We start from the raw sequence: 25,472 nt of genomic DNA, 5'->3' as shown, positions 1-25,472 counted from the left end.
GGGCCGCGATCACTCCGGACGGCGTCACTCCTCCATGCGCCGGTGGTCCTCCTCGTCCCACGCGCGCGTGTCGCGGGGCGGTACGTAGGGCTCCTCCTCGGGGGGAAGACCACCGGCGATGGCCCGCTGCCGGGACAGCTCCGCGTCGAACTCCAGGCCGAGCAGGATCGCGATGTTGCTGAGCCACAGCCACACGAGGAAAATGATCACTCCGGCCAGCGCGCCGTAGGTCTTGTTGTAGGAGCCGAAGTTGCTCACGTAGAAGGCGAATCCGCCCGAGGCGACCAGCCAGACCACCAGGGCGATCACGCTGCCGGGGCTGACCCACCGGAAACCGCGGCCCTTCACGTTCGGTGTCGCCCAGAACAGCAGCGCGACCATGAAGGTCACCAGGGCGACGAGTACCGGCCACTTCGCGATCGACCACACGGTCAGCGCCGCGTCACCGAACCCGAGCGCCGAACCCACGGTGTGGGCGAGGCCGCCGGTGAACACCACGATGAGCGCACTGACGACCGCAAGGATCAGCAGCACCACCGTCACGCCCACCCGCACGGGAAGCACCTTCCACACGGGCCGCCCCTCGGGCATGTCGTACACGGCGTTGGCGGTGCGGATGAACGCCCCCACGTACCCGGAGGACGCCCAGACCGCCAGGACGATGCCGACCACCGCCATGAGGGAGCCGAAGCCGCCCTGGCCGCGCAACTGCTCCACGGCGTCGCTGATGATGTCCCTCGCCGACCCCGGCGCGAGCTTCTCGAGGTTCTCCAGGAGCCAGTCGATGGCCGACTCCCCCACGACTCCGAGGAGGGAGACAAGCACCAAGATGGTCGGGAACAGCGAGAGGACCCCGTAGTAGGTCAGCGCCGCGGCCCGGTCGGCCAGCTCGTCGTCCTGGAACTCGCGCACCACGCCGGTGACGACCGCGCGCCAGGACCGCTTCGACAACTGTGTGGGTTCGACCAGTGCGCGATCCGCGCTGTTCTCGGCATCCGATGTTCCGCTCATACGTTCCGGAGTAACCCGCATTCGCCCGGCCATGCACGCGGCCCGTTGCGGGACCCGCACACGCCGCGTGCCCCCTGCCGGGGTCAGAAGTCCTGAAACCGGCAGGGGGCACGCGGCGAAGCGGAGGGATCAGTCGATACCGGGGAGGATGTGCGGCTCCGCGAGGTCGTCCTCGTAGCCGGCGAGACGGATCGGGGCCGCTTTGGCCCACGAGTCCAGGTTGCTGAGCTTGCGTGGCCTGCCGGCCCGCTCGCCGCCGCGTTTCGCCGGTCGCTTTTCCTGCTTCGTCAGATCAGGTGTCACCGCGCACTCCTCTGTGTCGCGTAACGGAAGGACAAGGGCAGTCCGGTCGCGGTGGCGCCGTCATTCGGGCGGGATCGCGGCCACGGTTGCAAGCCTGTCCCAGGGCGGCAGAGGGGTGCTTGTGGTCCCCTGGAGGCCGTCCGTTGGCATCAGATTAACCAAATGAGCGGGCTCGCGCTCTATAGGTTCGGCCGAAGAGGTGGATTTAAGACACTTCGTGACGGTGTGGGGGTGGCCTTCGGGCCGGGAACTTCCCAAAGTGTTGACCCCATAGGCCTTTCCGTATCTCCATGGGACCGTACGTGGATGACTTCTGCGCAGGCCCGGGAGGGCGCGGTGGCACTGGTGACCGGTGCATCGCGGGGCATCGGGCTCGCCGTCGCGCGGGCCCTCGCGGCGTCCGGACATCGCCTTGTGGTGACCGCCCGCGAACCGGACGCCCTGAAGGCGGCGGTGGCCGCACTGCGCGCCGAGGGGGCACAGGCCGTCGGATGCGCGGGCGGCGTGGCCGATTCCGGTCGGGTGGAGGCCTGCGTGGCCCTCGCGATGCGCGAGTTCGGACGGCTCGACGTCCTGGTGAACAACGCCGCGACGAACGCCCCTTACGGCCCGCTGATGGACGTCGATCTCACCCGGTGGCGCAACGCCTTCACCGTGAACGTCGAGGCCGCGCTGCACCTGACGCAGCTCGCCTGGCGCGCCTGGATGGGCGAGCGGGGAGGCGCGGTGGTGAACATCTGCACCGAGGGCGCGTCCCATGTGGGCCCGAACGTGGGTGCGTACGGCACAAGCAAGGCGGCGCTCCTGCACCTGACGGCCCAACTCGCGGGCGAACTGGCGCCCTCGGTACGGGTCAACTCCGTGTCGCCCGGGCTCATCCGCACCGAGATGGCCCGCTTCGTGTGGGACGGCGCCGAGGAACAGCTCGCGGCGAGCCTGCCGCTGGGCCGCGTCGGCGAGCCGGAGGACGTGGCGCGGGCCGTGACATGGCTGGTCTCCGATGCGGCCGAATGGGTGACCGGCGCGGATGTCCTGGTGGACGGCGGGACCAGAGTGCGGGCAGCCGCCGGTACGACCGCCCCGTACGCCGTGCACGAGCGGCTGCGCGCGGCGGCGACGGGCGAGGCCTGACACGGCGGACGGCCGGTCACGGTCAGCGACGGGAAACGGCCCGACGCTGACCGCCTGCTACCACTTGCCGGGTGCGTAGTCCTTGAGGAAGACGCCGAACACGTCTTCGCCCGCCTCGCCGCGCACGACCGGGTCGTAGACCCGCGCGGCGCCGTCGATCAGGTCCAGCGGGGCGTGGAAGCCCTCGTCGGCCAGGCGCAGCTTGTCGTAGTGCGGGCGCTCGTCGGTGATCCAGCCGGTGTCGATCGACGTCATGAGGATGCCGTCGGTCTGGAACATCTCCTGGGCGCTGGTCCGCGTCACCATGTTCATCGCGGCCTTCGCGGCGTTCGTGTTCGGGTGTCCCGCGCCCTTGTAGCCGCGGCCGAAGACGCCCTCCATCGCCGAGACGTTGACGACGTAGGAGCGGCCGCTCGACGCCTTCTTCGCGGCGTCGGACATCGCCGGGCGCAGCGCGCTGATCAGGATGAACGGCGAGGTGTAGTTGCACAGCTGGGTCTCGAGGAGCTCCACCGGGGAGATCTGCTCGATGGTCTGCACCCAGGTGTTGCTCTCGACGACGTCCGGGACCAGGCCGCCCGCGTCGATGGCGGTGCCGTCCAGGTGCCGGGCGACGCTGGCATTGCCCGCGACGAGGGCGAGGTCGGCGACCTGCTGCGCGTCCAGGCCACTGGTGCCCACGGGCAGCGCGGCCAGGCCGTCGACCGCTCCGGAGTTGAAGGCGCCGATGACGGAGTGGGCGGGCAGCTCCCCCGCGGGCAGCGGCGCGCCCTCGCCGTCGACCAGGGCGGCGTACGCGGAGGGCAGGCGGCGCACGGTCTGCGTGGCGTTGTTGATCAGGACGTCGAGCGGTCCGGCGGCGGCGACCCGCTCGGCGAGCGCGACGGCCTGGGCCGGGTCGCGCAGGTCGATGCCGACGACCTCCAGACGGTGCAGCCACTCCGCCGAGTCGTCCATCGCCTTGAAGCGGCGGATGGCGTCCTTGGGGAACCGCGTCGTGATGGTGGTGTGGGCGCCGTCACGCAGGAGGCGCAGCGCGATGTACATGCCGATCTTGGCACGGCCGCCGGTGAGCAGGGCGCGCTTGCCGGTGAGGTCGGTGCGGGCGTCGCGCTTGGACCGGTTCAGGCGGGCGCAGTCCTGACACAGCTGGTGGTAGAAGTAGTCGACTTCCACGAACCGGGTCTTGCAGGTGTAGCAGGAGCGCGGGCGCTGGAGTATCCCCGCGATCCGGCCCTCCTCGGTCTGCGAGGAGGGCAGCAGGCCCTCGGTCTCGTCGTCGATCCGCTCGGCGGAGCCGGTGGCGGTGGCCTCGGTGACGGCCTTGTCGTGCGCGGTCTTGGCGGCCCGGCGATCCTGGCGGCGGCGCTGCTTCACGGTCCGGTAGATCCCGGCCGTGGCGCGGCGCACCGTGATCGCGTCGGGGTGGTCGACGTCCAGCTTGTCGAGCTCGTCGAGCACGCTGAGACAGACGGCGAGCCGGTCGGGGTCGATGCCGGGGCCGAAATCGACGGCCTCTCGGTCCGGACCGGCAGCCCCCGGGCTGTCCTCTGTCACCGTCATCGCCGCTGTCCTCGCGTCACTCATGCCGCGGCTCGTCTGAGTGACCGCGGAAGCTCCAAAGAAGAGAACTTTACGTAGCGACCGGCCCCACTATCAAACTCGGGCGCTCTACGCACGCTTCGACGAGCCCCGCGAGCTCCTCCCGCACACTGCGCGCGAGAACATCCAGGTCGGGCACGGCGGCCGCGTCCGCGACCAGACCGAAGTGCACCCGGCCCCGGTAGGTCGACACCGCGACGGCAAGCGCCTGCCCCCGGGCAAGGGGCGCGAAGGGGTACACCGCGGCGAGCGGGCAGCCGCCGAGTTTCAGGCCCAGGCTGGGCAGCGGGACGCTGGTGACCAGGATGTCGAAGAGCAGCCGGGCGGCCTGTGCGACGACGGGACCGCCGATGCGGTGGCCGAGCGGCGGCACGTGATCGGCGAGCAGGGCGACCGCGCCGGCGCCGCGGTGGGGTCCCGCGTCCTTGTTGCGGTCCATGGCGGCCCGCACCGTCCGCAGCCGTGCGACCGGGTCCGGCTCTCCAACGGGCAGCCGCACCAGATATCCGGAGAGCCGGTTGCCCTGCGGCTGTGCGCCGCGCGGCCTGCGCCGGGAGACCGGGACCAGGGCGCGCGGCTCCACGCCCTCGCTGCCGTCACCGCGCTCGTCGAGCCAGCGGCGCAGGGCTCCGGCGACCACGGCGATCAGTACGTCGTTGACGGTGCCGCCCACGGTCTTGCGCACGCGGTGCACGTCGTCCAGGTCGAGCAGCACGCCCGCGGTGCGCCGGGTGCCGGTGGCCTCGGACGTGAGGGCGGCCGACGACCGAACGCCCAGGGTCGCGCGGGCCACGGACGAGCCGATGTCCAGGGCCTGCCCCACGTCGGTGACGGTGTCGCGGACCAGACCCGGCAGCTTGCGCGGGTCCGGCAGCCACGACCAGCGGGAGGCCTCGGGCGCCGCGGGCTCCGGGCGCGCGGCGGGCAGGTCCACGGGGTCCATGACCGCGGCGGCGAGCATCAGGGCGCGAAGTCCGTCCGCGAGGGCGTGGTGGAACTTGAAGAGCACGGCGAAGGTGGTCCCGTCGTCCCCCGGCAGCACGTGCGCCTCCCACGGCGGCCTGCCTCGCTCCAGGGGCCGCTGCATGAGCGCGCCCGCCACGGCGTGGAAGTCCCCGGTGGGCTCGGCGAGCCGGACGTGGTCCAGCGGGTCGAAGGCGGGCGCGGGCGCCCGGACGGCCGCGCCGACCGGCAGCAGGATCGACCGGATCCGCAGCCGCAGTCCTGGCACGCCGGCCGCGCGGGAGGCGAGAAGCCCGGCCGCGCGCTCGGCCGCGTCCGGCGAGTCGGCGTCGAAGACGCCGAGCGCCCCCAGGTGCATGGGGTGCTCCGCGGACTCGATGTTCCAGAAGGCCAGGTCGAGAGGTGCGAGCAGGTCGGAGGGCTCAGCAGTCAGAGTGTTCAACGGGCTGCTCTCGCGTCGAGGACGATGCGGGGGATGGCATGAAAGTGCAGTCAATCGCCGTTGCCTGACTACGGTCAAGTACGATCAAGCTACGCACAGTTAACAACAGATTAAGGCCCGCCTCTCTGAGAGAGGCGGGCCTTGTGGTGCACAAGTGACGTATGTCCTACGTCACTTCAGTACGTCATTTCGATACGACACGTCAGTACGTCACTTCAGAGCGGGCGGCGCCGCGCTCGTCGACGTACCCCAGTCCGAGGGCTTGTCGCCCACCGTGAAGGAGAGCTCGCGGGTGTCGCGGATGTCGTCCGTCGTCAGGTACGTCTTCGCGTAGTCGGCGCCGTCCGCGCGCGCCGACTGGATGTACCGGTCGGTGTCCGAGGTGCCCGGCGCCTTCACCGTGAGGCGGCCCTTCGGGTAGTAGCGGCGGTCGAGGGTGAGGTCGACTCGCTCGAAGACGGGCGTCGACAGACCCCACGTGTCCGTACCGGGCTGGACCGGGAAGACGCCGATCGATGACAGTACGTTCCAGGCGGACATGGTGCCCAGGTCGTCGTTTCCTGTCATGCCGGTCGGGGTGTCCGTGAAGAGGGTGAGCGCGGCGTGCACCACGTCGGTGGTCTTCCACGGCTGACCCGTCGACAGGTAGGTGTACGGGGCGATGAGGTCCGGCTCGTTCTGCGGGTTGTACTTGTCCGCGTTGTAGTAGTCGTAGGGGCCGTTGACCCACACCTCGCGCGCCGTCTTCGCCGGGTCCTTCAGCAGCTCCTCGTAGGCGAAGAAGGAGTCGAGGCGTTCATTGGCGGCCTGCTTGCCGCCGATGAGGTCGACCATGCCGGGCAGGTCCTGCGGGACGAGCCACTGGTACTGCCAGGACGTGCCCTCGTGGAAGCCCTCGCTCTTGGCCGGGTCGGCGGGCCCGGTGAAGGCACCGGCCTTGTCCCGCGCACGGAAGAACCCGGTCGATTCGTCGAAGATCTTCCGGTAGTTCTGCGCACGCTCCGTATACCGCTTGGCGTCGGCCTTGTGCCCCAGCTCCCCGGCCATCTGCCCGAGCATCGCGTCCGAGAGTGCGTACTCCAGGGTCGCCGAGGCGCCGTGGTCGTAGTCGGAGTCGCCGGGCTTGGCGTGCGGGCGGCCCTTGATGTACGGCGCGAATCCGTCGCTCAGGTACTCCTTGTTGGCCTCGCGGCCCACGGGAGCGGAGTCGGCGGGCGGCACACCGTCCGCGTTCTTCTTCAGCGCGCGGTACGCCTCCTCCTCGTGCCCCTTCAGCAGACCCTGCTGGTAGGCGTTGGTGAGGAACGGCGTGACCGGGTCGCCGGTCATGATGTTCGTCTCGACCGTGCCGTAGCCCCACTTGGGCAGCCAGCCGCTCTCCTCGTCGATCTTCAGGACGGAGAGCGCCATGTCGCGGGACTCGTGCGGCGCGAGCAGGGAGAGCAGCTGCGCCTGGGTGCGGTAGGTGTCCCACAGGGACCAGTTCTGGTAGTACGTGAAGCCCTTGGCGCGGTGCGTCTTCTGGTCCCAGCCCGTGTACCGGCCGTCGACGTCGCTGCCGATGTTCGGCGCGAGGAACGAACGGTAGAGGGACGAGTAGAAGGTGCGGCGGACGGTCTCGCTGCCGCCCTTGGCCCGCACGTCGTCGAGCCGGTCCTCCCAGGCGGCCTGAGCGGACTTCGCGACACGGTCGTACGAACGCCCGCCCTCCGCACGGAGGTTGAGCGCGGCCCCCTTGGCGTCGACGTACGAGAGAGCGGTGGTCGCCTCAACGGTGCGGTCCTTGGAGGTGTCGAACCGGACGTAGGCGCCGTTGCGCTCCTCGCCCGCCGACGACGACTTGGAGCCCGCGGTGACGGTGTCGCCCTTCCAGGTGCCCGACGTGGTGAAGGGGCGGTCGAAGCGGGTGATCGTGTAGACCGTGTACGGCTTGGTGTCCTGGCAGAAGCCGCTGCCGGTGATCGCCGTGCGGACCGTGCGGCTGTCGAGGATCTCGACCTTGGTGCTGCCCGTCTTGTGCAGCGACTGGCCCGCGTTGAGCAGGACGTTGGCCTTGTCGGTGGCGGGGAAGGTGTAGCGCTGCACGCCGGTGCGCTTGGTGGCGGTCAGCTCGGCGTCGATGCCGGACTTGAGGCCCACCTTGTACGAGCCGGGGCTCGCCTTCTCGTCGTCGTGGCTGAACTCCGCCGCGTACTTCGCGTAGTCCGTCTCCTTGACGTCACCCGTGGTGGGCAGCACCGGCAGGTCGCCGCCCAACCCGCAGCCCACGCCCGAGAGATGGACGGTCGAGAAGCCGCGAATGTGGGTGTCGGAGTGGTCGTAGCCGGTGTTGTGGCCGGTGTCGGGCGAGAACTGGACCATGCCGAAGGGCACGGCCGCGCCGGGGTAGGTGTTGCCTTCGTTCTCGGTCCCGATGAACGGGTTGACCAGGTCGGTAAGGCGGCCGTCCGCTGCCGGGGCGGCCTGCGCCGCCGGTATGGCGATGGCTCCCCCGAGGAGAGCGGCCGCGGCCGCCACCACCCCGGTGCCGCGTAGCCGTTGGGTCCATCTCATGGGTGGGAACGCCTCCTTGGACAACGTTGTCAGAGAGCGGAACGCGATCATTCTTCGGGGGTCGCGTCGTGTGCGTCAAGGGGTGGGAGAGAGGGAGAGGAGGCGGTACGGCTCTCAGGCGGTGTGCAGCCAGATCCGCAGCGGTCCGACCGGGGTGAAGCCCTGCCGGACGGCGGCTTCGAGGCTGTCGCCGCTCTCGTATCCGACGACGGGGAGGCCGGGCCAGAGCCGGGCGACCTCGGTGAGGCAGCCGGCCCAGGCGGACTCCTCGTCCGCCGAGGCGAACAAGTTGGAGACACCGACCACCGACGCGCCGCGGCTCGCGACGGCTCCCGCCACGATCCGGCCTTCGGCGCGCGCGGCGAGGAACGTCGCGTGCCCGTCAAGGAGTTCGGGCCGGAACAGGCCGCCGCCCTTCTCGCCGTCGTTCCAGGCGCTCTCCCACGCGGGCAGCGATGCGGCGTTCGTGAGCGGCTCCCAGGTGACGTCCGGCGCGGAGGACTCGGGAGCAGGCTTGTCCGCCGGACGGTGGATCCACTGCGCGTCGAAGAGCACCTCGAAGCCCATCGGCTCCAGATCGAGGCAGGCGAAGCTGTCCTTGACCGAGCAGCCCGGTGACTCCGTGTCGATCCGGGCCACCAGGTCAGCCGCAGACGTCTCCGGGGAGAGGGAGACGGCGTCCGGATACAGCAGCGGCGTCCGCCGGGTACTGCTCCAGACCCCTGCGCCGAACTCCCCCGCCAGACCGTGCGCACGGCAGACCGCGTCGCACCACTCGGCATTGTTGCGGACCGCGGCCCGCACCCGGGCGCTGTTCTCTTCATCCATGATCACGGGCTGATGGTGCACGGGGAACGGCCCCGCGTCCACGGGACAAGCGCTCCGGACCGCCGACCGGTCCGGAGCGCCCCGTGCCCGGGTCAGGAACCCGAGCACCCCGCCGGGTCGGGCCGCGACGCGTCGCTGATCAAGGCCTCATGTGCTGCCTTGAGCCGCTTCACGTCGGGCTTGACGACCCTGCGGTCGTAGGTGAGCAGACCGTTCAACTCGCCTTCCACATCCGAGATCTGGGTGTAGACGGCGCCGTTGCCACCCTTGCAGGCGAGCTTGTGCACCTCGTCGAGCTTGGTGAGGTAGTCGTCGGTGTACGTCGCCGGGTCAACGTCGACGTAGCTCTGCTGCACGGACCACGCGTGGCCGGGCACCGCGAGTCCGAGACCGCCGTACTCGCCGTTGATCTGCGCCCGCACGCCGTCGGGCTTGGGCGGCAGGGCCGGGCTCGGATAGCCGTGCTCGTCCATGAGGTCGCCGGTGCCGCCGTCGCGCCCGAGGTTGAGGCCCGACATGCCGTTGACCAGGCGGGTCGGGTCCCAGGCCTTGGCCTGGGTGGCGATGCGGCCCTCGTCGTACTGGCCCCAGCCCTCGTTGAAGGTGACCCACATGACGATCGACGGGTGGTTCGAGTGCTCGTCGATCATCTGCTTCATCTCGGACTCGTACTGGGCACGGGCCGCCGTGCCCGGGTTACGGCCCGCCGCCATCGACGGCATGTCCTGCCAGACCATCAGGCCCAGCTTGTCCGCCCAGTAGAACCAGCGGTCGGGCTCCACCTTGATGTGCTTGCGCACGGAGTTGAAGCCCATCTCCTTGTGCATCTTGAGGTCGTACGCAAGCGCCTCGTCGGTCGGCGCCGTGTGCAGTCCGTCCGGCCAGAAGCCCTGGTCGAGCGTGGCCATCAGGAACTGGGGCTTGCCGTTGAGCATGGTGCGCGGGGTGCCGTCGACCTTCTCCACGGAGACGGAGCGCATCCCGAAGTAGCTCTTGACCTGGTCCCGGCCGACGGTGACCTTCAGGTCGTAGAGGAACGGGTCGTCGGGCGACCAGAGGTGCGGCTTGGCGATCTTCAGCTTGAGCGGGGTGCCCGTGCGTCCGCTCGCCTCCGCGACCTTCTTCTTGCCCGCGTACGCGACTGCCTTGACCGGCACTCCGTCGCGCACGCCCTTGGGCTCGACGGTGACCTGCTTGGTGGCCACGTCGGGCGTGATCTTGAGCGAGTCGGCGTGGTCGGCCGCGACCGGCTCCATCCACACCGTCTGCCAGATGCCGGAGGAGGGGGTGTACCAGATGCCGCTCGGGTCCAGGCGCTGCTTGCCGACCGGCGGGTTCTCGCCGTTCTCGCCGTCGGTCGGGTCGTAGACGCCGACGATCAGTTCCTGGGTCTTGCCCGGCTTCAGGGCGTCGGTGATGTCGGCGCTGAACTTGTCGTAGCCGCCCTTGTGTTCGGCGACCTTCTTGCCGTTGACGAACACCTCGGACTGCCAGTCGACCGCACCGAAGTTGAGCTTGAGGCGCTTGCCGTCGCCGACCTTCCAGCCCTGCGGGACGGTGAAGGTCCTGCGGTACCACATGCGGTCCTCGTGCCGTTCCACGCCGGAGAGCTGGGACTCCACGGGGTAGGGGACGAGGATCTTCTCGGCGAGCTTCTTGCCGACCGGGGGCTTCTCGCCGGCCTTGGCCGACGCGAACTGCCAGGAGCCGTTGAGGTTGCGCCAGGAGTCACGGGTGAGCTGCGGGCGCGGGTACTCCGGCAGCGCGTTGTCCGGGCTCACGTCATCGGCGAACTTGGTGCGCAGCTGGTGCTCGGAGTGGTTGGGGCCGCTGCTCCAGAACTGGGCGACAGCCTTGCCGTCGTCGCCGCTCAGGCCGCCCTTGCCGTCGTAACGCAGGTCGGCGGTGCCCTTCGCGTTGCCCTTCTTGTTGCCGACCACGGGCTCCTTGAGGTCCACGAGCAGCGCGCGCTGGTCGTTCGGGTCGGCCTTGACCGCGCCGATCGGCCACTTGGCGCCGCCGATGACCGCCTCGATGTGGTCCCCGAGGCCGCTGGGGGGCGCGGCGAGCTTCTGGGCGAAGTCGAGCTTGAGGGTCCGGCCGTCCTTGAGGACCGTGGCGGCGGTGGCGCCGTCGTAGTCGAAGCCGTCGGGGAGGCGGAAGGCGGACTGCGGGATCGCCACCTTGCTGCCGCCGGGCTCTGTCCAGCGCAGGTGGAGGTTGGAGCCGCCGTAGTGCTCGAAGTACTCGACCTTGATGTCGTAGGCCTTACCGGCGGTCAACTCGACCGGCTGCGCGGTCTGTTCCTTGTCCCAGTCGTCGACCCAGTGGTCGATGGAGAGCTTGCCGTCGACCCAGAGACGGAAGCCGTTGTCACCGATCATGGAGAAGGTGTGGGCGCCGGTCTTCTCCGGGACGACCTTGCCGGTCCAGCGGACGGTGGCGTCGTCGGCCTTGCCGGTGGCGAAGCTCAGGCGGGGGTCGAGGTTGTCGAAGTCGATCTTCTGGTCGAAGCCGGTGGCCTTGAGCTCGTGGAAGTCGAAGGCGCCGGGGGCGGACTGGGTGTAGTACTCGCCCTTGAGGCCGTGGACTTCGGGGGGTTCGTCCGCGGCTGTCGCGGCCGGCACGGCGGTCAGTCCGGCGAAGGTGAGGGCGACGGTGAGCAGCAGTATCAGTCGCTGCCTGACTCGTCTGTGTCGGGTGGGGCGCACGGATCCTCCATTGCTTGAAGCAGTGCTTGAAGGCTGTGGAAGGGGGTGGCGGCTCGCCGCCTCAGTCTGTACAACGGCTCTGTACAACGTTGGAAGGAACGGCAGTTGGCATGACAGCACGCTCCCCGGCGTGCTGTCCAGGGCCATGACAAACACCCCGGGTCAGGGGTGCACCTCGACGCAGGGAGCTGCACGTGCGGGTTAGCCTCAAAGACGTCGCAGAGCGCGCGGGCGTCTCCATCAAGACCGTTTCGAACGTGGTGAACAAATATCAGCACGTCACCCCGGCGATGCGGGCGCGCGTCCAGGAGGCCATCGACGAGCTGGGCTACCGACCGAACCTGACAGCCCGTCACCTGCGGAAAGGCCGTACGGGGATCATCGCGCTCGCCGTTCCCGAGCTGGGAAACCCGTACTTCGCCGAGCTCGCGGGCGCGGTCATCGACGCGGCGGCCGAGCACGACTTCACCGTCCTGCTCGACCACACCCGCGGCGATCGCGAGCAGGAGGTCCTGGTCAGCCAGGGGTTCCGGGCGCGGGTGATCGACGGCCTGATCCTGAGCCCCCTGGAGCTTGAGGCGGACGACCTCTTCGGCCGCGAGGACGACGTGCCGCTCGTGCTGCTCGGCGAGCGCCAGTACAACCTGCCCTACGACCACATCGCGATCGACAACGTGGCGGCGGCCCGCACGGCCGTGCGCCACCTCATCAGCCGCGGCCGCAGCCGCATCGCGTATCTCGGCGCCCGCACGGACTCCGCGAACCGCCCCGCCAACCTGCGACTCCAGGGCTGGCGCGAGGAGTTGACGCAGGCGGGGATCGCCGCGCCGGACAGCCTGGTGGGCCCGGTCGGCGGCTGGAACCGCTGGGACGGCGCGAAGGCGATGGCGCGGATGCTGGACGCGGGGGTGCGCCCGGACGCGGTGTTCGCCTACAACGACCTGGTGGCGATCGGTGCCATGCGCGTCCTGCACGAACGCGGTCTGCGCGTGCCGTGGGACGTGGCGGTGGTCGGCTTCGACGACATCGCGGAGGGGCAGTTCGGGGCGGTCACGCTGACCACGGTCTCGCCGGACAAGCAGGCCATCGCCCGCCTCGCGGTGGCTTCGCTGCTGCGGAGTCTGGAGGGCGGCGGGGAGCCCGAGGGGCGCGAACTCGCCGCGGAATTCCGCCTCGTGGAGCGCGAAAGCACGCTGGGCCGACGGTGAGCTGCCGCGTCGGCAGCCGGGACCTCTCCGTGCGCGGAGGGTTTACAGCATCCTTCCAACGATGTAAAAAGCTCCCCGTACCGCCGAGTTGACCGCAAGTGCCATCCTCCCGTGAGCGCTCTCAGCGCCGGGGCCGTGCCGTTTTGGGGACTCCATGAAGCCGACCACACGCCTTAGCCGCATCTCAGCCAGGACCCTCCTCGCCACCGGTCTCGCCGCGAGCCTCGCGCTCGCCACCGGGTGCGCCAAGTCCGAGGACGACGGTGACAAGAGCTCCGCATCGCAGGACCAGGGCGACTCGGGTCAGGTCGTCTCGGAACCCAGCGAGGGCAGCGGCCCGACGTGCGCGATAGACGCCTACGGCGGCAAGAAGCTCGACCTGAAGAGCGCCACCGTCGGCTTCTCCCAGTCGGAGAAGGAGGCCAACCCCTTCCGCATCGCGGAGACGGCGTCCATCAAGGCCGAGGCGAAGAAGCGCGGCGTCAAGCTGCTCACCGCCAACGCCCAGTCGCAGTTCTCCAAGCAGATCAGCGACGTCCAGGACCTCATCGCCAAGGGCGCCGACCTCCTGGTCATCGCCCCGCTGAACTCCGACGGCTGGGAGCCCGTCCTCCGCTCGGCCTCCGCCAAGCACATCCCGATCATCACGATCGACCGCAAGATCAACGCCAAGGCCTGCAAGGACTACGTGAGCTTCATCGGCTCCGACTTCGTCGAGCAGGGCAAGCGTGCGGCCGACGCGATGATCGAGTCGACGGGCGGCAAGGGCAAGGTCGCGATCCTGCTCGGCGCGGCGGGCAACAACGTCACCACCGAACGCACCAAGGGCTTCGAGGACCGCATCAAGGAGAAGGCCCCCGATCTGAAGGTCGTCTTCAAGCAGACCGGTGAGTTCGCCCGCGAGAAGGGCCAGCAGGTCACCGAGCAGCTCATCCAGTCGAAGCCGGACATCGACGGGATTTATGCCGAGAACGACGAGATGGGCCTCGGCGCCGTCAACGCGCTCAAGGGAGCCGGCAAGAAGGCCGGCGACGTGAAGATCGTGACGGTCGACGGCACGCGCAACGCCGTGCAGGGCATCGTCGACGGCTGGATCTCCGGTGTCATCGAGTCCAACCCGCGCTTCGGCCCGCTCGCCTTCCAGACCCTGGACACCTTCACCAAGGGCACCAAGGTCCCGCAGGACATCGTCATCAAGGACAGCGCGTACACGAAGGACAACGCCAAGGCGGACCTCGGCAAGGCGTACTGAGATGTCGGACGTCCTCTCGGTCACCCACCTCAGCAAGACGTTCCCGGGCGTACGCGCCCTGGACGGGGTCGACTTCACCGCTCGCGCCGGCGAGGTGCACGCCCTGATCGGCGAGAACGGCGCGGGCAAGTCGACCCTGATCAAAGTACTGACGGGCGTGTACGCACCGGACGGGGGCGAGCTGACCTACAAGAACGAGCAGGTCAGCTTCGCCACCCCGCTCGACGCGCAGCACGCGGGCATCTCCACGATCTACCAGGAGGTCAACCTCGTCCCCCTGATGAGCGTGGCCCGCAATCTCTTCCTCGGCCGCGAGCCACGCGGCCGGCTCGGCCTCATCGACTTCCGCAGGATGCACCGCGAGGCGGACGAGGCCCTGCAGCGGCTCGGTGTACGTGTCGACGTACGCCGTCCGCTGCGGGAACTGGGCGTGGGTGCCCAGCAGATGGTGGCCCTGGCCCGCGCGGTCTCGGTCGACGCGCAGGTCGTCATCATGGACGAGCCGACGTCGTCGCTCGAACCGCGCGAGGTCCAGACCCTGTTCGGCGTGATCCGGATGCTGCGGGACCGCGGCATCGCGGTGATCTACGTCAGCCACCGCCTGGAAGAGCTCTACGAGGTGTGCGACACCGTCACCGTGCTGCGCGACGGCAAGCTGGTGCACACGGGACCGATCGCGGAGCTCGACCGGCTCCGTCTCGTCTCCCTGATGCTGGGCCGCGAGGTGGGTGAGGTCCGCGAGGAGGGCGTCACCAAATTCTCCGGGGAACACGCGCCGGAGACCCAACCCGTGCTCCAGGCACAGGATCTGTCGATGCGTCACTACCTGCACGGCGTGTCCGTCGACATCCGCCCCGGCGAGGTCGTGGGCCTGGGCGGTCTGCTGGGCTCGGGTCGCAGCGAGACGGCAAAGGCGATCGCGGGCGCGCTGCCGACCGACTCGGGCAGCGTACTGATCGCCGGGGCCCCGGTGCGGGCCGGCTCACCGCCCGCCGCCATCCGCGCCGGAATCAGCCTCCTGCCCGAGGACCGCAAGGCCGAGGGCATCGTCCCCGGCCTCTCGGTCCGCGAGAACATCGCACTGGCCGCACTCCCCCGCCTGTCCCGCTTCGGCCTGGTGGACGAGTCGGCGATCGACAAGATCGTGGACACCTTCATGAAGCGCCTGCGCATCAAGGCGTCGGGCCCCCACCAGAAGGTGGGCGAACTGTCGGGCGGCAACCAGCAGAAGGTCCTGCTTGCCCGCTGGCTGGCGATGAACCCCAAGGTCCTCCTCCTGGACGAGCCGACCCGGGGCATCGACATCGGCGCCAAGGCCGAAGTCCAGAAGCTGATCGACGAACTGGCCAACGACGGCCTCGCCGTGCTCCTCATCTCCTCCGACATGGAGGAACTGATCGAGGGCTCCGACCGGGTCATCGTCCTCAAGGACGGCACGGTGATCGAGGAACTGACCGGCTCCAAGGTCACGGAGGACGCCCTCATGCGAGCAATAGCCACCACCGGGGGTTCCCATGACTGACCTGGCCCTGGGAGGCAAAGCCCCCGCCGACCGCGAGCGCGTCCTGCGCTACCTCCAGGACTACGGCGTCTACCTGGGCGTAGCCGTCCTGCTGATCCTCAACATCTTCCTCACCCCGCACTTCCTCTCCGCCGAGAACTTCCGCACCCAGGCCGTCCAGGTCGCCCCCGTCCTCATCGTCGCCCTCGGTATGGCCCTGGCCATCGGCAGCGAGGGCGTGGACCTCTCCGTCGGCTCGGTCATGGCGCTCTCCACGTCCCTGCTCTCCCTCTACCTGGGTTACGGGACCTGGATCGCGCTCATCGTGGCGATCATCGGCGGCGCGGCCATCGGCATCGCGAACGGCTCCCTCATCGCGTTCATCGGCGTCCAGCCCATCGTCGCGACGCTGGCGTTGATGGTCGCGGGCCGCGGACTCGCCCTTGTGCTGCTCCCCCAGCTCAAGGACGTCCGCGACCCGACGATGGCATCGCTCGGCTCCGGCGACTTCCTCGGCATCCCCTATCTCGTCCTGATCGCCGCGGCTCTCGCACTTCTCGTGGCCTTCGTCGTCCGGCGCACCACCTTCGGCCGCCAGCTCCTGGCCATCGGCGACAGCCGCCCGGCCGCGCGCCTCGCGGGACTGCCCGTACGGCGCGTCCTGATCCTCGTGTACGTCTGCTCCGGCGCGCTCGCCGCCATCGCGGGCGTCCTCGCGACGGCACGTCTGACCGCCAGCGATCCCACCTCGCTGGGCAACCTCATGGAACTGTCCGCGATCACCGCGGTCGTGGTCGGCGGCACGCCGCTCAGCGGCGGGCGCGTACGGATCGGCGGCACCGTCGCGGGCGCCGTACTGATCCAGCTGCTCACCGCCACGCTCATCAAGCACGATCTGCCGCCCTCCTGGACACAGATCGCCCAGGCCGTAGTGATCATTCTCGCCGTCTACGCGGCACGGGAGAGGGGCAAGCGGTGACCGGCACCGTCCTATCCGACGCCAAGCCCATGAAGAAGCCAGAGGACGAGGAGACCGGAGCGAGCCGCTCCGAGCGCGTCAGCGCACTCGCCCAGCAGCACGGCGCCCTGGTCACCCTGGTCGTCGCCGTCATCGCGGCGTCGCTCAGCTTCGACACGTTCCTGACCGCCGACAACCTGGAGAATATGGCGGTCTCCTCCGCCTTTCTCGCGGTCGTCGCCCTGGGCATGACCTTCGTGATCATCACCGGCGGCATCGATCTCTCGGTCGGTTCGCTCTTCGCGCTCGGCGGAGTGCTCGCGGCCTGGGGTTCGCAGTACGGGACGGCGGTGGCACTGCTGCTGCCGCTCGCCGTCTGCGGACTCATCGGCCTCGTCAACGGCCTGTTGATCGCCCGCTCACGGCTTGCCCCCTTCATCGTGACGCTGGCCGCGATGCTGGGCGCGCGTGGCATCCTCCTGTCCGTCACGGACGAGGGCTCCAAGACCTACCTCGTCGACAAGGACACGTTCTTCGCGACGCTCGGCCAGGAAAAGCTCATCGGCATCGGGGTCCCGGTCTGGATCACTCTTGCGCTCTTCGTCGCGGGCGCCGTCGTCCTGCGCCGCAGCCGCTTCGGCCAGTACGTGTACGCGGTCGGCGGCAACGAGGACGCGGCGGCGCTCATGGGCGCGCCGGTGGCCCGCACCAAGGTCACCGTCTACACCATCTCCGGTCTCTGCGCGGGCCTCGCGGGCGCGCTCAACGCGGCCTGGCTCGTCTCGGGCGTCAACATCCTCGGCTCGGGCATGGAGCTTGAGGCGATCTCCGCGGTCGTCATCGGCGGCACGCTGCTGACCGGCGGCTTCGGATTCATCAGCGGGTCGCTCGTCGGCGTGCTGCTCCTGAAGGTCATCCAGAACGTCATCAACCAGATCGGCTCGCTCGACTCCGCCTACCAACAGGTGGTCAGCGGCGCCTTCCTGGCACTCGTGGTGATCGCGCAGACCTGGCTGGGCCGCAGACGCCGGGTGCTGTAGGCACCCGGCTCCCGCAGGCAGCCCGCTACATGGGGACGATCTGTCCCTTGCCGAGCGCGATCACGCCGCCCTTCGACACCGTGTACAGCTCTTCGTCCCGCTCGGGGTTGACTCCGATCGTCGCCCCGGGCGGGACGTCCACGTTCTTGTCGAGGACGGCGCCGCGCACCACCGCTCCCCGGCCCACGCGGACGTTGTCGTGAAGGACCGAGCCCTGCACGACCGCCCCGTCCTCGATCACCACACCCGGCGAGAGCACGGAGCGCGTCACCTGCCCCCGGATGACACAGCCGGGGCTGACGATGGACTCGCTCGCGATGCCCGCCGCACAGAACTTGGCGGGCGGCAGACCGCCCGGATGGGTGTAGATGGGCCAGCGCCGGTTGTCCAGGTTGAACACCGGCTGGTCGGAGATCAGGTCCATGTGCGCTTCGTAGTACGAGTCGAGCGTGCCGACGTCACGCCAGTAGCCGTGATCGCGCGGGGTCTCCCCCGGCACGTGGTTGTCGTCGAAGTCGTACACCTGGGCAAGACCCCGCTCGGTGAGCATGGGCAGGATCGAACCGCCCATGTCGTGCTTGGAGTTGTCGTCCTCGGCGTCCTGCTGGATCGCGTCGACGAGGGTCTTCGTGGTGAAGACGTAGTTGCCCATGGAGGCGAACACCTCGTTCGGTGATCCCGGCAGTCCCGGCGGGTCGGCGGGCTTCTCCAGGAAGCTCTCGACGCGTGTGCCGTCCCGCGCGGGCGTGATGATTCCGAAGGACGACGCCTCGGCGCGCGGCACGCGGATGCCCGCCACGGTGACCCCGGCACCGCTCTCGAAGTGCTGGCCCAGCATCTGCCGGGGATCCATGCGGTAGACGTGGTCGGCGCCGAACACCGCTATGTAGTCGGGCTGTTCGTCGTGGACGAGGTTGAGTGACTGCAGGATCGCGTCCGCGCTTCCCAAGTACCAGCGCGGGCCCAGGCGTTGCTGCGCCGGGACCGGGGTGACGTAGTTGCCCAGGAGGCTGGACATCCGCCAGGTGGTGGTGACGTGCCGATCCAGGGAGTGCGACTTGTACTGGGTCAGTACGCAGATCCGCAGGATGTCGCCGTTGACGAGGTTGGAGAGCACGAAGTCGACGAGGCGGTATGTGCCGCCGAACGTGACCGCTGGTTTGGCCCGGTCGGCCGTGAGGGGCTGGAGGCGCTTTCCCTCACCGCCCGCCAGGACTATTCCGAGCACCGAAGGTCCACCGCGCATCGCGCCGCCCCCTTAACTGGGATCACTTGGACTCGAGTAACTCCTCGTACACGCGGGCCGTGCGTCGCGCGACCGCGTCCCAGCCGAACTCCCTGACGGCGCGGTCGCGTCCGGCCGTGCCCATACGGGTCGCGGCGCGCGGATCGTCGACCAGCTCGTTCAGGGCCTGTGCAAGGCGCGCCTCGAAGGCCGCCGGCTCCTTCTCCTCGTACGGGACGAGGAGCCCTGTGCTCTTGTCGGCGACGACCTCGGGGATGCCGCCGACATCCGATGCCACGACCGGGGTGCCGCAGGCCATCGCCTCCAGGTTGACGATGCCGAGCGGCTCGTACACGGAAGGGCAGACGAACACCCGCGCATGCGTGAGGAGTTGGATGACCTGCTCGCGCGGCAGCATTTCCGGGATCCAGTGCACTCCCCCGCGGGCTTGGCTCAGCTCCTCGAAGAGGGTGCGGAACTCGGCGTCGATCTGCGGGGTGTCGGGGGCTCCGGCGCACAGCACGAGCTGGGCGGCCGGGTCCAACTCCTTGGCGGCGCGCAGCAGATGGGGCACGCCCTTCTGCCGGGTGATGCGTCCGACGAACAGGACGTAGGGCCGGCCGGGGTCGATCCCCAGGTGTTCGAGGACGTCCGTGCCGGGGTCGGGGCGGTACAGGCTCGTGTCGATGCCGTTGTACACGACGTGCACCTTCGCCGGGTCGATGGCGGGGTAGCAGCCGAGGATGTCGTCGCGCATGCCGCGCGAGACGGCGATCACGGCGTCCGCGGCCTCGACGGCGGTGCGCTCGGCCCAGCCGGAGAGGGCGTACCCGCCGCTCAGCTGCTCGGCCTTCCAGGGGCGCAGGGGCTCTAGGGAGTGCGAGGTCATGACGTGCGGGATGCCGTGCAGGAGCTTGCCGAAGTGGCCCGCCAGGTTGGCGTACCAGGTGTGGGAGTGGACCAGGTCGCAGCCCGTGAGGGAGGCCGCCATGGACAGGTCCACGGAGAAGGTCCGCAGGGCGTCATTGGCACCGTCCAGGGCGTCCCAGGCCTGGTGGCGCATGAGGCCGTCGGCGGCCCCCTCGCTCCCCCAGCAGTGCACGTCGACGTCGACGAGGGCCCCTAACTCCCGTGCGAGGAACTCGACATGGACTCCGGCTCCGCCGTAGACATCCGGGGGATACTCCCGGGTGAGCAGTCCTACTCGCACGCAGAACCTCCGTCCGTCCACCCCAGCCGCCGGTCGCCCGCCCCCTCATGGTCACCCAGAAGCGCCCCGCGGGGAAGAGCCCCGCACCGACCTCTGCGGGGGCCGGTCGAAGCAGCAGTCCCCGCACACACCCCCGTTCGGGCAGCGGTAGTAGAGGCAGCAGCTGCGCCGGCGGAACGTCGTGGCGCGCAGGGTTCCGGTGCCGCGCAGGTCGGGGTGGTCGAAGAGTTCGACGGCAAGGGCACGGGCGCGCTCCGACACGTCGGTACGTCCGGTGCGGCGGGCCCAGGTGTCCAGCTCGCGGGCCGCTCCGGCGAGTGCGGAGCCCGCGTTGCCCCACAGCAGGCGCGCGGAGATCCGGTACCGGGCGCGCAGGGCGTCGGCCAGGGGCGCCAGATGGCCGTCCTGGACGATGTCCCGGATGCTCGCGGCGTCGGCGGGCCGCGTCGTCACGTCCGTCAGCCACAGGTCGTCGGGGGAGCTGCCGTCCGCGTCCCAGTGCAGCAGCGCCGGGTCGAGGTCGGGCAGCTCGCCGTGCAGCGCCGCCGAGCCGAGCGCCACGGACCACAGCCGTGCCGCGAGCCCCAGCTGTGCCACCGAGACCGCGATGCGCGTGTCGGGCGCCCCGATCCGGTCGGCGACCTTGCCGACGCGGAATGCGAGGGGCCCGTCGTCGCCCGCGTACACCCGCGCCAGGGAGGCCACTTGGGCGCCGCCCGGCGGTGCTCCGGTGCGCAGGGCGAAGAATCCGCCGACGGAGCCGACTTCTGTCAGGTCGAGAGGGGCTTTCACGACGCAGAGCCTAGGCGTCCTTGCGGAGCCTACGCGTCCTGGCGGAGCCTAGGCGTCCTTGCGGAACAGGGCCGTCCACAGGAAGGACTCGCCGAAGTACGCGGAGTCGGCGGGTTCGTCGCGCATACGGCGCAGTTCGACCTCAGTGAGGTCGGAGAAGATCCAGCGCAGGGACTCGGGCGTGTAGGCGAGGCCACCCTTCAGCCCGGACCCGCGGTAGAAGTCCGCGTCGGGCAGGTCGGAGCCGGAACCCTCCTCTCCGGCGGCGAAGGCGGTGAGGGCGAGGTGGCCGCCGGGGGCGAGGGCGCGCTCAAGGAGGGCGAGGTAGCTGACGCGGCGGTGGGGCGGCAGGTGGTGGAAGCAGCCCGAGTCGGCGATCAGGTCGTACGGGCCGCTCAGTTCGGCCTGCGTGAGCGCGAACGCGTCGCCGCAGCGGAACCTGATGTCCGCCCCGGCCTCGCGGGCCCGCTCCCCGGCCCAGGCGACGGCCGCCGGGGAGAGGTCGACGGCGTCCACCTCGAATCCCCGGGCGGCCAGATACAGCGCGTTTCGGCCGGGTCCGCAGCCCAGATCGAGGGCCCTGCCGGGGGTGAGCGGGCCCCGCTCGACGTACGAGGCAAGGCTCTCGTCCGGTTTGGCCACGAAGAACGGCACCGGCCGGTCCCGGTCGGCGTAGAAGCCGTCCCACCAGTCCCCCGCGCCGGCGGTCCAGCGATCGGCTTCCGGCGCGAACAAGCCGTCCATGAGCTTCAGGACGTCGTCGACCGTGCGTATGTTCCGGTTCATCCGGACCCCTTTCCACGAGGGCCAACAATACGGTCGGACATCGCAAAAGCCCAGGTCAAACGGTGTACGCGAGCGTCCATAGGTCGGCGTTCGAGGGCCCGGGAGCGGGGCGGCGGGGCAGGGGCCCGGCGGAGGTGTACCGGCGCGCCCACACGCCTCCCGGTGGCCGGGACGGGGCTGTTCCGAGGGGCGCTCACGCAAGAATTTCCGAGACTCTGGATGATCCACCGAACCGCTGCGTAACCCACCCGGGGGAGGACATCTCCCGGCTAGTACTCCATCGGCAGTAGGACCCAATGCCTGCTGAGGTACGACGACGTGGAGCGAAATCCGCGAGATCGTAGTGAGTATGGAAGCCGACCGTTCGCCGCACCGGACGCCCCGGGCCCACCAAGGGGCGCATCGCAAGCCGTGGAGCACCTCATGAGTGCCCTCACGCTCGCCGTGGTGCTCTCCCTCGTATCCGCCGTCGCGTACGCGGGCGGGGCCATTCTCCAGGAGCGGGTCGCCGTCAGCACGCCGGAGCGGCGGTACGCACCGCTGCGCCGCGGTGCCTGGTGGGTCGCCATCGCCCTCAACGGCCTCGGTGCGCTGCTGCATGTGGTAGCGCTCGCGTACGGGCCGCTGAGCCTCGTACAGCCGCTCGGCGCCCTGACCATCGTCTTCGCCCTGCCGATGGCCGCGCTCTTCGTGCGCCGCAAGGCCGGGGCCACCGCGTGGCGCGGCGCGATCATGGCGACGGTGGGCCTCGCGGGACTGCTCTCGCTGACGCAGTCGGCCGACGCGCAGTCCCTGGACGACACCGAGCGGGTCATGGTGGCCCTGGTGACCGCGGGCGTCGTGGTGGCGCTCATGGTCGTGGCGCACGCGGTGCACCGGCATCCGGTGGTGCGCAGCGTGCTCCTGGCCAGCGCGGCGGGCGTCGCCTTCGGTATCGCCTCGGTGTTCACCAAGACGGTGGCGGTGGACCTGGACGCGAGCGTATCCCTCACGCAGCAGGTGCCCGCCCTCGCCGTGATCGCGGTTCTCGCGTCGGCCGGTGTGCTGATCTCGCAGGCCTCGTACCGCGGCGCGGGCCTGGCGGCGCCGCTGTCGACGGTGACGGTCGTGAACCCGGTCGTGGCGGCCGCGGTGGGCCTCACGCTCTTCGGCGAATCGTTCCGCTACGGCTCCGCGGGTACGGCCGTCGCCCTGGGCTTCGGCGTCGTCGCGGCGGGCGGTCTGATCCTGCTGACCACCGAGCGGATCGGCGCACAGCAGGGCACGGCGGCATCGAAGGCGCCGGTGGCCAAGGGCGGCCCCGTGGCGGCGGACGCCGTGGCCCCCGAGCCGCCCGCCGACGGACTGAGCGCCGACGAGCTGCGGGCCGGTGAACTGCGGGCCGGTGAACTGCGCTCGGTACCCACGCAGCCCGCGACCGGATCGCACCGGCGGGTGCTGTTCCGCCACGGCCGCGAGCACGTCGGCTCCTGAAGCCGCACATCGCACATTCCGAAGCCCCCGGGGAATCCGGGGGCTTCGGTCTTGCAAGACCCGGTCCTCTGAATGCTTCGGGCCCTGTGCTGTGCGTCAGATCCGGACGCCCCGGGCCCGCAGATACGCGAGCGGGTCGACGTCGGAGCCGAAACCGGGCCCCGTCCGCACCTCGAAGTGCAGATGCGGGCCCGTGCTGTTGCCCGTGGACCCCGAGCGCGCGATGCGCTGCCCCGCGCCCACCTTCTGGCCGGACTTCACGGTGAGCGCCGAGAGATGGCCGTACTGGGAGTACTTGCCGTCGCCGTGCCGGATCACCACTTCGTAGCCGTACGAGCCGCCCCAGCCGGCCGACACCACCGTGCCCGCGGCGACGGACTTCACCGAAGTGCCGGTGGCCACGGGGAAGTCGACGCCCGTGTGGTAGCCCTTTGACCAGGAGCCGCCCGCCGCGCGGTACGGAGTGCTCGGCGAGGCCGCCACGGGTGCGGAGAATCCTTGCGCGGCCTGCGCGGACTTCGCCTTCTTCTGTTCTGGCTTCTTCTGCTCGGCCTTTTTCGGCTCGGCCTTTGGCTTCGGCCTGGCCTGCTGCTTGGGTTCCGCCCGCTGCTTGGGCGCGGCCTCTGCCTTCCCCGACTTCTTCTGCGAGGCCTGCAGCGCGAGCCGCTGACCCGGCGTGATCATGTCGGGGTCGCCGCCGATCGTCCGGCGGTTCGCCTCGTACAACTGCTGCCAGCCGCCGCTGACCTTCCGTTCGTCGGCGATCCCGGAGAGCGTGTCGCCCCGTACGACCGTGTACATCTGGCCGCGGCCCGCGGCGGACTGCGGGGTCACTTCCGGCTTGACGTCCTTGACCTCGCGCTTGGGGGTCTTGGCCGCCGCCTTGGTGGCACCCATCGGCGTGATGTCCGGTGCGTCGCCGCCCCGCGTCAGGCCAGCCCGCTCCGAGCAGACCGGCCAGGCCCGGGGGCCCTGCGCCTTGAGGACTTTCTCGGCGACGGCTATCTGCTGGTCCTTGGAGGCCCGGTCGGCACGCGGGGCGTAGGCGGTGCCGCCGTACGCCTCCCAGGTGGACTGCTTGAACTGGAGGCCGCCGTAGAAGCCGTTGCCGGTGTTGATGCTCCAGTTGCTGGTGGACTCGCAGGCGGCGACCTTGTTCCACGTGTCGACATCGGCCGCCTCTGCCGTGCCGGTGCCGATCAGCGGGAGCGCCATCCCGGCGCCGCCCGCGGTGACGGTCAGCGACGCACGGTTGATCCGGTTCGGCTGATACCGGCGGTGACGACCGCGTACGGCCATGGGAGCCCCCTCAGTCACACACATCTCAGTCACGTCAGACACACGACAAGGCGGCAAGTTAGCCGGTTCTGCCGTTCCGTGACAAGGGTGCGTCGCCGAGGGGGCACCCGTCCGGTCAACTCTTCAAGTGCTCCGGAATCCAGCGGAGTTGAACACTCTGCTGGTAGGGTCCACCGCCCTCATGATCGTTGAAGGAGTACACCTCCATCGAACGCTCGGATCCCGTATAGGAGTTGTGGGCCGCGAACACGGTGGACGGCGGGCACGTCATGTCTTCGAGCGCCGCCGAGAAGAGTGCGGGCGCCGTGCCGCGCGCCGCGAAGTGCACGCCGTCGAAGTACGAGAGCGTACGGAAGACACGCTCCTCGGCGCCGCGCTTGGCCTTCATGTAGAGCGCGATCTCCCGGTACGGCGGCCGCTCGGTGAGGGTCGTGGCGCGCGGGAAGTCGCACAGGAACGGCACGTCGGCCGCGATCGCCGCCAGATCGGGGACCAGGCCCCCGACGGCCAGCGTGATCCCGCCGCCCTGGCTGCCGCCGACCGCGGCGACGCGCGAGGAGTCCACCAGGGGGTGCGTCCGGGCCGCCTCGACGGCCCGGACGGCGTCGGTGAAGACGCGCCGGTAGTAGTACTCGTGGGGGTCCTCGATGCCGCGCGTCATATAGCCGGGGTAGGCGGGCCCGCTGCCGACCGGGTCGGGGGTGTCGCCCGCCGAGCCGCCGCTGCCCTGCCCCCGGGTGTCCATGACGAAGTGCGCGAAGCCCGCGGCCGACCACAGCAGCCGCTCGTGCGGGAGGCCGCGGCCGCCGCCGTATCCGATGTACTCGACGACGGCGGGCAGCGGCTCGGTCGTTCCGGCGGGCAGTATCAGCCAACCTTTGACCGGGTGGCCGCCGAACCCGGCGAACGTCACGTCGAAGACGTCGACCGTGCTCAGGTGCGCGTCGACGGGGACGAAGCGCGCGTCGATGTCGTGCTCACGTGCGGCCGAAAGGGTCTTCTCCCAGAACGCGTCGAAATCCTCGGGTTCGCTCATGTCGGGTCGGTAGCGGCGCAGTTCGTCGAGCGGCATGTCGAAATGGGGCACGGGCGGCTCCTCCGTCGGACACAGTGTCGGGATGTCACGCTACGCCGCGGGGCAATACTGGCGAACACCACCGGCACTTCCACTCCCAGGAGCCACG

At 69.9% G+C, this 25,472-nt stretch carries 20 protein-coding genes; 7 read left to right on the top strand and 13 right to left on the bottom strand.

What is annotated here, in order from left to right:
- Positions 1-24 precede the first annotated feature (24 nt).
- Both ACWFR3_RS32980 and ACWFR3_RS32975 read right to left on the bottom strand, forming a co-directional pair.
- On the bottom strand, positions 25-1,011 hold the full coding sequence (locus tag ACWFR3_RS32980; RefSeq protein ID WP_453738345.1) for a YihY/virulence factor BrkB family protein: 987 nt from the start codon (positions 1,009-1,011) through the stop codon (positions 25-27).
- Between the two features lie 129 nt (positions 1,012-1,140).
- Positions 1,141-1,314 carry a hypothetical protein gene (locus ACWFR3_RS32975; protein WP_453738344.1) on the bottom strand — a complete coding sequence of 58 codons (174 nt, stop codon included), beginning with the start codon at positions 1,312-1,314 and terminating at the stop codon, positions 1,141-1,143.
- Positions 1,315-1,620: 306 nt separating this feature from the next.
- Between ACWFR3_RS32975 and ACWFR3_RS32970 the strand changes: the two genes are divergently transcribed.
- Complete coding sequence (locus ACWFR3_RS32970; protein WP_453738343.1) at positions 1,621-2,445, top strand: SDR family oxidoreductase; 825 nt, start codon at positions 1,621-1,623, stop codon at positions 2,443-2,445.
- A gap of 57 nt (positions 2,446-2,502) precedes the next feature.
- On the opposite strand, the gene ACWFR3_RS32965 is transcribed toward ACWFR3_RS32970, so the two are convergent.
- From ACWFR3_RS32965 to ACWFR3_RS32945, 5 genes are all read right to left on the bottom strand, one after another.
- Positions 2,503-4,008 (bottom strand): SDR family NAD(P)-dependent oxidoreductase, encoded by a 1,506-nt coding sequence (locus ACWFR3_RS32965; RefSeq protein ID WP_453738342.1) that lies wholly within the window; start codon positions 4,006-4,008, stop codon positions 2,503-2,505.
- Between the two features lie 70 nt (positions 4,009-4,078).
- Positions 4,079-5,443, bottom strand: a complete 1,365-nt coding sequence (locus ACWFR3_RS32960; protein WP_453738357.1) for a wax ester/triacylglycerol synthase family O-acyltransferase — start codon at positions 5,441-5,443, stop codon at positions 4,079-4,081.
- Between the two features lie 219 nt (positions 5,444-5,662).
- Entirely contained in the window at positions 5,663-8,005 is a 2,343-nt protein-coding gene (locus tag ACWFR3_RS32955; protein ID WP_453738341.1) for a GH92 family glycosyl hydrolase, read from the bottom strand.
- Positions 8,006-8,119: 114 nt separating this feature from the next.
- The gene (locus ACWFR3_RS32950; protein ID WP_453738356.1) at positions 8,120-8,833 is read right to left on the bottom strand and encodes a hypothetical protein; all 714 of its coding nucleotides are present in this window, start codon (positions 8,831-8,833) and stop codon (positions 8,120-8,122) included.
- 92 nt (positions 8,834-8,925) lie between these two features.
- A complete protein-coding gene (locus ACWFR3_RS32945; RefSeq protein WP_453738340.1) occupies positions 8,926-11,544 on the bottom strand; it encodes a PA14 domain-containing protein in 2,619 nt (872 codons plus the stop codon).
- Between the two features lie 194 nt (positions 11,545-11,738).
- On the opposite strand from ACWFR3_RS32945, the gene ACWFR3_RS32940 reads away from it, so the two are divergent.
- From ACWFR3_RS32940 to ACWFR3_RS32920, 5 genes are all read left to right on the top strand, one after another.
- Positions 11,739-12,752, top strand: coding sequence for a LacI family DNA-binding transcriptional regulator (locus ACWFR3_RS32940; protein ID WP_453738339.1), 1,014 nt, complete (start codon positions 11,739-11,741; stop codon positions 12,750-12,752).
- A 154-nt stretch (positions 12,753-12,906) separates the two neighbouring features.
- Complete coding sequence (locus ACWFR3_RS32935) at positions 12,907-14,004, top strand: ABC transporter substrate-binding protein (protein ID WP_453738338.1); 1,098 nt, start codon at positions 12,907-12,909, stop codon at positions 14,002-14,004.
- Between the two features lies 1 nt (position 14,005).
- Entirely contained in the window at positions 14,006-15,526 is a 1,521-nt protein-coding gene (locus tag ACWFR3_RS32930) for a sugar ABC transporter ATP-binding protein (protein ID WP_453738337.1), read from the top strand.
- Positions 15,519-16,484: an ABC transporter permease gene (locus ACWFR3_RS32925; protein ID WP_453738336.1), complete on the top strand. Its 966-nt coding sequence runs from the start codon at positions 15,519-15,521 to the stop codon at positions 16,482-16,484. The genes ACWFR3_RS32930 and ACWFR3_RS32925 overlap by 8 nt, the downstream gene beginning before the upstream one ends.
- Positions 16,485-16,513: 29 nt before the next feature.
- Positions 16,514-17,503, top strand: coding sequence for an ABC transporter permease (locus ACWFR3_RS32920; RefSeq protein ID WP_453738335.1), 990 nt, complete (start codon positions 16,514-16,516; stop codon positions 17,501-17,503).
- A gap of 25 nt (positions 17,504-17,528) precedes the next feature.
- Here ACWFR3_RS32920 and glgC read toward each other — a convergent pair whose 3' ends face one another.
- The 4 genes from glgC to ACWFR3_RS32900 are packed head-to-tail and all read right to left on the bottom strand — an operon-like array spanning position 17,529 to position 21,516.
- Positions 17,529-18,749 (bottom strand): glucose-1-phosphate adenylyltransferase, encoded by a 1,221-nt coding sequence (gene glgC / locus ACWFR3_RS32915; RefSeq protein WP_453738334.1) that lies wholly within the window; start codon positions 18,747-18,749, stop codon positions 17,529-17,531.
- Positions 18,750-18,771: 22 nt separating this feature from the next.
- Positions 18,772-19,938 carry a glycogen synthase gene (glgA, locus tag ACWFR3_RS32910; RefSeq protein WP_453738333.1) on the bottom strand — a complete coding sequence of 389 codons (1,167 nt, stop codon included), beginning with the start codon at positions 19,936-19,938 and terminating at the stop codon, positions 18,772-18,774.
- A gap of 51 nt (positions 19,939-19,989) precedes the next feature.
- On the bottom strand, positions 19,990-20,730 hold the full coding sequence (locus ACWFR3_RS32905; protein WP_453738332.1) for an IucA/IucC family C-terminal-domain containing protein: 741 nt from the start codon (positions 20,728-20,730) through the stop codon (positions 19,990-19,992).
- Between the two features lie 48 nt (positions 20,731-20,778).
- On the bottom strand, positions 20,779-21,516 hold the full coding sequence (locus ACWFR3_RS32900) for a class I SAM-dependent methyltransferase (protein ID WP_453738331.1): 738 nt from the start codon (positions 21,514-21,516) through the stop codon (positions 20,779-20,781).
- A gap of 423 nt (positions 21,517-21,939) precedes the next feature.
- Between ACWFR3_RS32900 and ACWFR3_RS32895 the strand changes: the two genes are divergently transcribed.
- Positions 21,940-22,989 (top strand): DMT family transporter, encoded by a 1,050-nt coding sequence (locus ACWFR3_RS32895; protein ID WP_453738330.1) that lies wholly within the window; start codon positions 21,940-21,942, stop codon positions 22,987-22,989.
- 96 nt (positions 22,990-23,085) lie between these two features.
- Here ACWFR3_RS32895 and ACWFR3_RS32890 read toward each other — a convergent pair whose 3' ends face one another.
- Together ACWFR3_RS32890 and ACWFR3_RS32885 are read right to left on the bottom strand one after the other, a co-directional pair.
- The gene (locus ACWFR3_RS32890; RefSeq protein ID WP_453738329.1) at positions 23,086-24,288 is read right to left on the bottom strand and encodes a transglycosylase family protein; all 1,203 of its coding nucleotides are present in this window, start codon (positions 24,286-24,288) and stop codon (positions 23,086-23,088) included.
- A gap of 115 nt (positions 24,289-24,403) precedes the next feature.
- Positions 24,404-25,375 carry an acetylxylan esterase gene (locus ACWFR3_RS32885; RefSeq protein WP_453738328.1) on the bottom strand — a complete coding sequence of 324 codons (972 nt, stop codon included), beginning with the start codon at positions 25,373-25,375 and terminating at the stop codon, positions 24,404-24,406.
- Between the last annotated feature and the right edge of the window lie 97 nt (positions 25,376-25,472).

The organism is Streptomyces sp. NPDC055189 (genome assembly GCF_053606765.1).
Note: the sequence above shows the minus strand (reverse complement) of the source record. Positions and strands in the feature narration are given on the sequence as shown.

Coding starts and splice junctions, on each gene's coding strand:
- ACWFR3_RS32955 (WP_453738341.1), bottom strand. CDS start 8,005: ATGAGATGGACCCAACGGCTACGCGGCACCGGGGTGGTGGCGGCCGCG.
- ACWFR3_RS32925 (WP_453738336.1), top strand. CDS start 15,519: ATGACTGACCTGGCCCTGGGAGGCAAAGCCCCCGCCGACCGCGAGCGC.
- ACWFR3_RS32895 (WP_453738330.1), top strand. CDS start 21,940: ATGAGTGCCCTCACGCTCGCCGTGGTGCTCTCCCTCGTATCCGCCGTC.
- ACWFR3_RS32965 (WP_453738342.1), bottom strand. CDS start 4,008: ATGACGGTGACAGAGGACAGCCCGGGGGCTGCCGGTCCGGACCGAGAG.
- ACWFR3_RS32900 (WP_453738331.1), bottom strand. CDS start 21,516: ATGAACCGGAACATACGCACGGTCGACGACGTCCTGAAGCTCATGGAC.
- glgC (WP_453738334.1), bottom strand. CDS start 18,749: ATGCGCGGTGGACCTTCGGTGCTCGGAATAGTCCTGGCGGGCGGTGAG.
- ACWFR3_RS32980 (WP_453738345.1), bottom strand. CDS start 1,011: ATGAGCGGAACATCGGATGCCGAGAACAGCGCGGATCGCGCACTGGTC.
- ACWFR3_RS32930 (WP_453738337.1), top strand. CDS start 14,006: ATGTCGGACGTCCTCTCGGTCACCCACCTCAGCAAGACGTTCCCGGGC.
- ACWFR3_RS32970 (WP_453738343.1), top strand. CDS start 1,621: ATGACTTCTGCGCAGGCCCGGGAGGGCGCGGTGGCACTGGTGACCGGT.
- ACWFR3_RS32920 (WP_453738335.1), top strand. CDS start 16,514: ATGAAGAAGCCAGAGGACGAGGAGACCGGAGCGAGCCGCTCCGAGCGC.
- ACWFR3_RS32950 (WP_453738356.1), bottom strand. CDS start 8,833: ATGGATGAAGAGAACAGCGCCCGGGTGCGGGCCGCGGTCCGCAACAAT.
- ACWFR3_RS32935 (WP_453738338.1), top strand. CDS start 12,907: ATGAAGCCGACCACACGCCTTAGCCGCATCTCAGCCAGGACCCTCCTC.
- ACWFR3_RS32890 (WP_453738329.1), bottom strand. CDS start 24,288: ATGGCCGTACGCGGTCGTCACCGCCGGTATCAGCCGAACCGGATCAAC.